Raw genomic sequence first — 7,500 nt, forward strand, 5'->3', positions numbered from 1 at the left:
AGGCTCGTCCGCTCAGGGTTAGTCAGGACCTAAGCCGAGGCCGACAGGCGTAGGCGATGGACAACAGGTTGATATTCCTGTACCACCTCTTTATCGTTTGAGCAATGGAGGGACGCAGAAGGATAGAAGAAGCGTGCGATTGGTTGTGCACGTCCAAGCAGTTAGGCTGATAAGTAGGCAAATCCGCTTATCATAAAGGCTGAGCTGTGATGGGGAAGCTCCTTATGGAGCGAAGTCTTTGATTCCCCGCTGCCAAGAAAAGCTTCTAGCGAGATAAAAGGTGCCTGTACCGCAAACCGACACAGGTAGGCGAGGAGAGAATCCTAAGGTGTGCGAGAGAACTCTGGTTAAGGAACTCGGCAAAATGACCCCGTAACTTCGGGAGAAGGGGTGCTTTCTTAACGGAAAGCCGCAGTGAATAGGCCCAAGCGACTGTTTAGCAAAAACACAGCTCTCTGCGAAGCCGTAAGGCGAAGTATAGGGGGTGACACCTGCCCGGTGCTGGAAGGTTAAGGAGAGGGGTTAGCGTAAGCGAAGCTCTGAACTGAAGCCCCAGTAAACGGCGGCCGTAACTATAACGGTCCTAAGGTAGCGAAATTCCTTGTCGGGTAAGTTCCGACCCGCACGAAAGGTGTAACGATTTGGGCACTGTCTCAACCAGAGACTCGGTGAAATTATAGTACCTGTGAAGATGCAGGTTACCCGCGACAGGACGGAAAGACCCCGTGGAGCTTTACTGTAGCCTGATATTGAATTTTGGTACAGTTTGTACAGGATAGGCGGGAGCCATTGAAACCGGAGCGCTAGCTTCGGTGGAGGCGCTGGTGGGATACCGCCCTGACTGTATTGAAATTCTAACCTACGGGTCTTATCGACCCGGGAGACAGTGTCAGGTGGGCAGTTTGACTGGGGCGGTCGCCTCCTAAAGTGTAACGGAGGCGCCCAAAGGTTCCCTCAGAATGGTTGGAAATCATTCGTAGAGTGCAAAGGCATAAGGGAGCTTGACTGCGAGACCTACAAGTCGAGCAGGGACGAAAGTCGGGCTTAGTGATCCGGTGGTTCCGCATGGAAGGGCCATCGCTCAACGGATAAAAGCTACCCCGGGGATAACAGGCTTATCTCCCCCAAGAGTCCACATCGACGGGGAGGTTTGGCACCTCGATGTCGGCTCATCGCATCCTGGGGCTGTAGTCGGTCCCAAGGGTTGGGCTGTTCGCCCATTAAAGCGGTACGCGAGCTGGGTTCAGAACGTCGTGAGACAGTTCGGTCCCTATCCGTCGTGGGCGTAGGAAATTTGAGAGGAGCTGTCCTTAGTACGAGAGGACCGGGATGGACGCACCGCTGGTGTACCAGTTGTTCTGCCAAGGGCATAGCTGGGTAGCTATGTGCGGAAGGGATAAGTGCTGAAAGCATCTAAGCATGAAGCCCCCCTCAAGATGAGATTTCCCATAGCGTAAGCTAGTAAGATCCCTGAAAGATGATCAGGTTGATAGGTTCGAGGTGGAAGCATGGTGACATGTGGAGCTGACGAATACTAATAGATCGAGGACTTAACCATATAATATGTAGCAAATGTTATCTAGTTTTGAAGGAATATGCCTTCAATAGTTTGGTGATGATGGCAGAGAGGTCACACCCGTTCCCATACCGAACACGGAAGTTAAGCTCTCTAGCGCCGATGGTAGTTGGGACCTTGTCCCTGTGAGAGTAGGACGTCGCCAAGCAACTTTAAGACGAGTCAGAATGACTCGTCTTTTTTGTATGCTTTCATACCTCTATCAATTGCATTTTTAACCCCTTCTAAATAAGAAAATCCATATTTTTTATCTGGCTCTAAGTAAGTTCCTTCCGCCCACTCGTTCCATGCGTTAATAAATAAAAACTCGCTGTTATAAAAAGAGTAAGTCCGATGAATTTGCTTGCTTAAATATATGGTGAACTTTTCAGGGGTAGAACCTACAAAGATGCTGCTATTCGCGTTTTTACGTCGTGCAGTATTATCCCAATCAACAAAAGCACCAGGAAATGTTTTTTTCTTTGGGAGCGATCGTTGTAATATATACATCCATACTTTATCGTAGTCCCAAACGTTTAATTGCATATCAGAATCATATATTACCTTATTTATGTCTGAAGAGCTATCATGGGCAATTGTATAGAAAGGTTCAAACTGAATGCTAGCATCGAATCCATTTATATTAGGTAGTGGAAAACTGTTTAATGTTTCAGCAAAGTATATACCTTTTAAACCATTTTCTCGCGCTAATGCATTCCAGTAATTAAGCATTTTTTCACAATCAGGAATATGTCCTGGACGATAAATAATGAATAGAGGTTTATCATCTATATAAATATATCTCTCATCTTGGAAAGCCTGTAATAAATAATCAAAGTGTTCCTTCCAATCAGATATATCTCCGTAGTCTTGAGGCATTAATATATGTTTATCGAGACCATCCCAAGATTTTGTCCATGGTTCATTTGCCCAAGAAAGACAAAAAGGGAAGTCAGGTTCTTTCATCTTTAGTACCTCATTAAAGGGTGTTTCTAATAGTCTTTTTCCCTTAAACCAGTAATGATAATAACAAAAACCATATATACCGTATGCTTTAGCGATTTTTGCTTGCCACTTTCTTACGGAGGGGGTAGTTAAGTCGTAATAAAAATCTTGATAAGGTTCCCTAGGTTGATAATGTCCTGAAAATAAAGGTCGTGCACTTTTAGTATTTGTCCATTCAGTAAATCCTTTCCCCCACCATCGATCATTTTCTTTAATTTGATGGAATTGTGGTAAGTAAAAAGCGATTATTTTCAAGTTATATCCCCCTTATGTTATTCGTAGTTCAAGTAGTGGGAAGTTACTAGTGATTTATTAAATCACTGAATTATATAGTATTTAGAAATTTTTTACACATTTTTTACTAATAAAAACATGTAAAAATTCAGCATCTAGCCCTAGTGATCTATCCTTTTGTAAATAAACAATTGTATACATGTTTGCATGTGTATAAATATATTCAATCATATCCTGCCCCCAATCGAACGTTACTAAAGATCCATTCTCATCAATAGGGTTTCCATGATAAATGGGCTCTTCAATATATTCAATCACCTCTTTATTCATTCTTGCTCTTTGCACAGTTTTTGTGAGTGTATGATACCAAGGGACAGTAAATACATGAGCACCGCCAGGTTTTAATACTCGTTCTATTTCTTTAAAGGCTTTGTTTGGCGTCATTACATGCTCAAAAACGTCTTGAGTAATGAATAAATCAAAAGATTCATTTTCAAAAGTCATGTCTTCTAAGTTCTCACATCTAATACCTTGAAAGTATTGGCCAAGAGGATAATTTTTAAAGTATTGAGAATAAGTATAGTTTTTACAGTTTTTTAATAGTAGCTGAGTCGTAATTCCTCCAGGAGAGGATTCGTGAATATTATAGGAACACCATTTTGGAAAAAATGTATGTAAAGCATGGATTAAAGCTCGCTGCCTTGGTATAGAGTTACATGTAGAACATAAATAATGATCTCTAAGCCAATCATTATGCTCTATAAATGTAGCTTTCTTTTCGCAAATAACGCAGTACCCATTATTGTGTTTCAAATTGATTTCCACACGATATCCCTCCTATGTTAATAAATGCAATCTATGTATGGAAAGTATGATACACGTCAACAATCAGCGAAATCAAAGGAAATGGGTGAAAGTTAGGTATCTCTTAAAATTACGATTAGGGAAAGAGAATAATTAACTCCCACTCGAATTAAAGTTTCACTTTATGCTATGCGATGTATCAGCTTTTATTCGTGGGAAAATGTATAGACTTAAAATATCCCTTTCGTGTATGGGTACATTTCAAAATCCTGTGCGTATATTTCTGTAACTAAGTCCATAGTTTCTTTATCATAAAAGCTTTCGTATGTTGGAAATCGGGGAAAGCCTGGATCTGTAATGCTAAGTTCTGCATAGCTTCCTGCATAAATCATCTTGTGAGCGCGATGATGATCTGAATTTGTAAGAAGTGCTAAATTAGATTTTGTTAAATCGTACATGTGTTCTATCTTAGTGATTTGTGTATTAAAATCTTCTAAAGGAATATAGCATTGAATGAAGTTTTCTTCACCAGGGACGTATTGTTGACTAAAATGTATATCTAATGATAGGGAATTGGAACCGAATGCCTGAACGTAATATAAAAATTGTTTAAATGATATTCCTTGATTACTATATTTATCATTATAAAAATAATGACGGATGCTTTCCCATTGTGGGCTAGCATATGGATTGTCAGCAAGTAATAAAAATGAGCTGACAGCTCTTGTATAAGGATTTCGTACAAGTTTACAAACATTTTTTTTAGCCTCTAGAAGACTATTTTGTAATTGTTGAATGTAATTTGTACTGTTTTTATACACCCAGAACTCATAGTAATGAATAAAGTCATTGTATTTCTTTGCTTCAGTAAATAATCCAATTTGAAAAAAGAACCAATTAGCTAATGAGGTGCATCCGCTTCTATGACTCCAAAATAGTATAAGGGGAAAGTCTTTATGGTAATGCGGAATTCGATCTTTATGTAGGATTACATGATTTAAAAGTTCTTGATTTATATTTTTCATGAGTTTAGCGCTCCTTTTTTGAGAACTTTGTGTATGTAGAAGCTTTTTTATGGGGTAAACAAGTGAGGATTGTTTATTAAATATATTCATGGGGATGAGTAAATATTATGAGTGTTTTTGCAGTCAACCTGAATAAGGAAGCTATTCTAAAATGAAAATAGAAAATAAAGATAATGAAATTTTATAACAAACATACAATGATAAGAGGATGAATAATCAAAATGATCCAGTTTATTTGTGTATATTTTTAAGTTTGACAATAGGAAAAATTTATTACTAGAGAGATGATATTATGAGGAAGAATAATTATTTAATAGTAGGTGGAAATAGTTTCATTGGTATCAACCTCGCATTGGGTTTATTGAAACAGGGGCAAAATGTAAAAGTATTTTCCAGACATATAAATAATTTTCCTCAAAATATTGTAAGTGAAGTTGAATTTATTAAAGGTGATTTAGAAAATGTTGAGGATATATATAAGGCTTTAGTGAATATAGATATTATTATTTATTTAGCTGCGACGTCTAACGTAGCAACTTCAATTGAAGATGTTTTCGGTGATATTAATAGCAGTCTATTTTTTCTTAATTTCATGGAAAGTGTTAAAGATTTTCGTATTAAAAAAATTATATTGGCTTCTTCGGGAGGCACAGTTTATGGTGAACCTGAATATTTGCCTATTGATGAGAAACATCCATTAAGACCACTTTCCCCGTATGGAATAACAAAAGTTTCGCTGGAGAATTATTTGTATTTTTATAAGAGAAAATATGGAATAGATTATGTTGTATGTAGATATTCTAATCCGTATGGAAAATACCAAAACCCCTTAAAAAAAGTAGGGGCGATAAATTGTTTTTTGTACCAGCATCTCAGTAATGAAAGGATTCATATATATGGGAATCCGGAGGAAATTATTAGAGATTATATTTATATCGATGATTTAGTTGAAATTACTATACAACTAGCACAATTAAATCAATTGAAATCTTGCGTATACAACATAGGGAGTGGCAAAGGTCTTTCTTTAAAACGAATTATAGTAGAATTAGAGAAAATAACAGAAAGAAAAGTGGATTTTATCTGTTACAAACAAAAACAAGAGAACGTTCAAAAAATCATTTTAAATATTGATAAGGTAAAACAAGAATTGAATTGGGAACCTAAAATAGATTTTAAACATGGGATTAGATTAAATAAGCTATGGATTGAAGAGTTCTTATATAGTAAAAAATAATAACCCACACTCTACTTGTATATAAGCAGAGCGTGGGTTATTAATTTACTTCTTTTTCTATAACCCAAAGGTCTTGATGTTCCCACCAAAATCCTTCAGTATACTTTTTGATAATTGGGTTATGGGGTAATAATTTAATTTTGTCACACACGTAAGAGGGACTAACTATCGTTTGTCCGTATTGATTCACATCTAAATCGAATTGTTCACTAGAAGAGAGAAACCAATAGCCCTTTTCATTTAAATTTGGAAACCCGAAGTATTTTTTGCTTTGATAGCCATGGGTTGTGAAAATGAATAAACCACCAGGTGAAACAGCGTTATACAATGTTTGCAGCCAACGAAACCAAGTTGTATCAGGCATATGAGAGAAAAAGGATAGACAAAAAACGATATCGTACGTAGAGGAGTCCAATTTTAACTGTTCAGGCTCAGGATGAGATAATATAGAAGAATTATTTAATTTGTTTTCAATAAAGGAAATAGCCTCTTCGTGTATATCGCAAGCGGTTATACTCAAATTCGCTTGTAGATTTAATAAATGACGTGTTACGCAGCCGTATCCGGATGCAAATTCTAACAATTTAATTGGATTGACTGTAGGAGGATAAAGGGAAGTAATTAAGTTTAAGAGTATTTGTGCTGAGTTTTGCCCATCTTTAAAGTAATAATCTATCGCTTCTTTTTTTGATGGGAAGACGGGATTAGTGACAATGAACTGAAAGATATGATCCTCAGGATGGATACTTGCATTTACATTATAGCTGTGTGCGATTTGAGAAATTAAATCTTTATGTTCCTCTATAAAGTCTTTCAAAGAGTATTCCCCCTTAAATAATAGTAGCGCCTTACAAGAGATATTGATGGCATAGAAAGCACACGTTTAAATTTTTAAGTATGTTTTAAGATACTTTCTATATGTATACATTTTCATTTTAGAAATGTCGTCGATAGTAAATTTTTCTTTAATGAAATTTTGCATTTGCACAACTTCATTGTAATGGGAGTATGAATCTTCTGTTCTCGTTACGCTATTTAAATGTCGTCTATGATAGTTTAAGGGGGCTGGATTGAAGTAAATATCTCCCTCTGTAAGAAGAGAAACATAGAAGAACCAGTCGCCAGCTATTTTGAACTTCTCTAACTGTTTTTCCGTTTTCTTCATATCTATATTTTTAAAAACTACACTTGAAACATTAGGTATAGTGTTTTTGATAAGTAACGTATCTTGTATTTCTTCGACGCCTTTTCGAAAATAGGGGGCTTTCCATTTTTCTTTATCGATATCATTTGTGTAATTTAAATAATGATTAGCCAATACATTTCCTTGTTCATCTATTTGTTTTGATTGTGTGTAACTTAAGGTAATATTGTTATTTATATAAAACCCCTGTATCACCTCTTGTAAAAATGTCTTATCGCATAAGTCATCGGCCTCTGCGATCCAAATATAATCACCAGTTGCTGCAGAGACTCCTTTTATCCATTGTTTAAATACAGAACCAGAGTTTTTATCATTAATAATCTGTTGAACCTTCAGGTGGGTCTTATTTTCTTTTGAAAGCAGCTTTTTAAAAGTTGATACGCTATGATCAGTGGAGGCATCGTCTAAGAAAATTAGTTCGTAAAGAGGGTAGGTT

The 7,500-nt window shown here is 36.7% G+C and carries 6 protein-coding genes and 2 rRNA genes (2 of these 8 only partly in view); 3 read left to right on the top strand and 5 right to left on the bottom strand.

Annotation, left to right across the window (positions count from 1 at the left end):
• Together BHV55_RS01615 and rrf are read left to right on the top strand one after the other, a co-directional pair.
• A 23S ribosomal RNA gene (locus BHV55_RS01615) occupies nucleotides 1-1,558 on the top strand; it begins 1,365 nt to the left of the window's first position.
• A gap of 50 nt (nucleotides 1,559-1,608) precedes the next feature.
• Nucleotides 1,609-1,724, top strand: a 5S ribosomal RNA gene (gene rrf, locus BHV55_RS01620).
• A 14-nt stretch (nucleotides 1,725-1,738) separates the two neighbouring features.
• On the opposite strand, the gene BHV55_RS01625 is transcribed toward rrf, so the two are convergent.
• The 3 genes from BHV55_RS01625 to BHV55_RS01635 form a co-directional block, all read right to left on the bottom strand.
• Nucleotides 1,739-2,815 (bottom strand): glycosyltransferase WbsX family protein, encoded by a 1,077-nt coding sequence (locus tag BHV55_RS01625; protein WP_000690999.1) that lies wholly within the window; start codon nucleotides 2,813-2,815, stop codon nucleotides 1,739-1,741.
• A gap of 81 nt (nucleotides 2,816-2,896) precedes the next feature.
• Nucleotides 2,897-3,619: a class I SAM-dependent methyltransferase gene (locus BHV55_RS01630; RefSeq protein ID WP_000405114.1), complete on the bottom strand. Its 723-nt coding sequence runs from the start codon at nucleotides 3,617-3,619 to the stop codon at nucleotides 2,897-2,899.
• A gap of 209 nt (nucleotides 3,620-3,828) precedes the next feature.
• On the bottom strand, nucleotides 3,829-4,623 hold the full coding sequence (locus BHV55_RS01635; RefSeq protein WP_070757070.1) for a sulfotransferase family 2 domain-containing protein: 795 nt from the start codon (nucleotides 4,621-4,623) through the stop codon (nucleotides 3,829-3,831).
• Nucleotides 4,624-4,915: 292 nt separating this feature from the next.
• Here BHV55_RS01635 and BHV55_RS01640 point away from each other — a divergent pair, with 292 nt between their 5' ends.
• A complete protein-coding gene (locus BHV55_RS01640) occupies nucleotides 4,916-5,860 on the top strand; it encodes an NAD-dependent epimerase/dehydratase family protein (protein ID WP_001230832.1) in 945 nt (314 codons plus the stop codon).
• A 40-nt stretch (nucleotides 5,861-5,900) separates the two neighbouring features.
• Here the strand turns inward: BHV55_RS01640 and BHV55_RS01645 are convergent, their stop codons facing one another.
• Together BHV55_RS01645 and BHV55_RS01650 are read right to left on the bottom strand one after the other, a co-directional pair.
• Complete coding sequence (locus tag BHV55_RS01645; protein ID WP_000651241.1) at nucleotides 5,901-6,677, bottom strand: class I SAM-dependent methyltransferase; 777 nt, start codon at nucleotides 6,675-6,677, stop codon at nucleotides 5,901-5,903.
• A 66-nt stretch (nucleotides 6,678-6,743) separates the two neighbouring features.
• A protein-coding gene (locus BHV55_RS01650; protein ID WP_070757069.1) for a glycosyltransferase crosses the window boundary here: on the bottom strand, nucleotides 6,744-7,500 show its 3' portion. 1,175 nt of this gene lie beyond the right edge of the window; only the last 757 of its 1,932 coding nucleotides appear in the window; the start codon falls outside the window, past its right edge — the gene reads right to left on this strand; the stop codon is at nucleotides 6,744-6,746.

The organism is Bacillus sp. RZ2MS9 (assembly GCF_001816185.2).
GTDB classification, from domain to species: domain Bacteria; phylum Bacillota; class Bacilli; order Bacillales; family Bacillaceae_G; genus Bacillus_A; species Bacillus_A cereus.

Coding starts and splice junctions, on each gene's coding strand:
- BHV55_RS01635 (WP_070757070.1), bottom strand. CDS start 4,623: ATGAAAAATATAAATCAAGAACTTTTAAATCATGTAATCCTACATAAA.
- BHV55_RS01640 (WP_001230832.1), top strand. CDS start 4,916: ATGAGGAAGAATAATTATTTAATAGTAGGTGGAAATAGTTTCATTGGT.